Annotated in this window: 1 rRNA gene; it reads left to right on the top strand. The window is 53.3% G+C overall.

Annotated features, from left to right (window positions below):
* Positions 1-56 precede the first annotated feature (56 nt).
* Positions 57-1,587 (top strand): 16S ribosomal RNA (locus BM269_RS28805).
* The last annotated feature ends 27 nt before the right edge of the window (positions 1,588-1,614 follow it).

Genomic DNA, 1,614 nt, shown 5'->3' with positions numbered 1-1,614 from the left:
GATTCGTCAGTATTTTGAGTGAGTGACCTCGCTAGCAATAGCGAAAAACAGAGATTGAACTGAAGAGTTTGATCCTGGCTCAGATTGAACGCTGGCGGCATGCTTTACACATGCAAGTCGAACGGCAGCGCGGGCTTCGGCCTGGCGGCGAGTGGCGAACGGGTGAGTAATATATCGGAACGTACCCAAGAGTGGGGGATAACGTAGCGAAAGTTACGCTAATACCGCATACGATCTAAGGATGAAAGCAGGGGATCGCAAGACCTTGTGCTCCTGGAGCGGCCGATATCTGATTAGCTAGTTGGTGGGGTAAAGGCCCACCAAGGCAACGATCAGTAGCTGGTCTGAGAGGACGACCAGCCACACTGGAACTGAGACACGGTCCAGACTCCTACGGGAGGCAGCAGTGGGGAATTTTGGACAATGGGGGCAACCCTGATCCAGCAATGCCGCGTGAGTGAAGAAGGCCTTCGGGTTGTAAAGCTCTTTTGTCAGGGAAGAAAAGGCTGTGGCTAATATCCACAGCTGCTGACGGTACCTGAAGAATAAGCACCGGCTAACTACGTGCCAGCAGCCGCGGTAATACGTAGGGTGCAAGCGTTAATCGGAATTACTGGGCGTAAAGCGTGCGCAGGCGGTTTCGTAAGTCTGTCGTGAAATCCCCGGGCTTAACCTGGGAATGGCGATGGAGACTGCGAGGCTAGAGTTTGGCAGAGGGGGGTAGAATTCCACGTGTAGCAGTGAAATGCGTAGAGATGTGGAGGAACACCGATGGCGAAGGCAGCCCCCTGGGTCAAAACTGACGCTCATGCACGAAAGCGTGGGGAGCAAACAGGATTAGATACCCTGGTAGTCCACGCCCTAAACGATGTCTACTAGTTGTTGGGTCTTAATTGACTTAGTAACGCAGCTAACGCGTGAAGTAGACCGCCTGGGGAGTACGGTCGCAAGATTAAAACTCAAAGGAATTGACGGGGACCCGCACAAGCGGTGGATGATGTGGATTAATTCGATGCAACGCGAAAAACCTTACCTACCCTTGACATGGCAGGAATCCCGAAGAGATTTGGGAGTGCTCGAAAGAGAACCTGCACACAGGTGCTGCATGGCTGTCGTCAGCTCGTGTCGTGAGATGTTGGGTTAAGTCCCGCAACGAGCGCAACCCTTGTCATTAGTTGCTACGCAAGAGCACTCTAATGAGACTGCCGGTGACAAACCGGAGGAAGGTGGGGATGACGTCAAGTCCTCATGGCCCTTATGGGTAGGGCTTCACACGTCATACAATGGTACATACAGAGGGCCGCCAACCCGCGAGGGGGAGCTAATCCCAGAAAGTGTATCGTAGTCCGGATTGTAGTCTGCAACTCGACTACATGAAGTTGGAATCGCTAGTAATCGCGGATCAGCATGTCGCGGTGAATACGTTCCCGGGTCTTGTACACACCGCCCGTCACACCATGGGAGCGGGTTTTACCAGAAGTAGGTAGCTTAACCGTAAGGAGGGCGCTTACCACGGTAGGATTCGTGACTGGGGTGAAGTCGTAACAAGGTAGCCGTATCGGAAGGTGCGGCTGGATCACCTCCTTTCTAGAGTCGGCATCAGACTCAAACGTC

Source organism: Duganella sp. CF458 (assembly GCF_900113115.1).
In the GTDB taxonomy this organism is placed as follows: domain Bacteria; phylum Pseudomonadota; class Gammaproteobacteria; order Burkholderiales; family Burkholderiaceae_D; genus Rugamonas.
The sequence above is the reverse complement of the archived record's forward strand: the minus strand, read 5'-3'. Positions and strand labels throughout refer to the sequence as shown.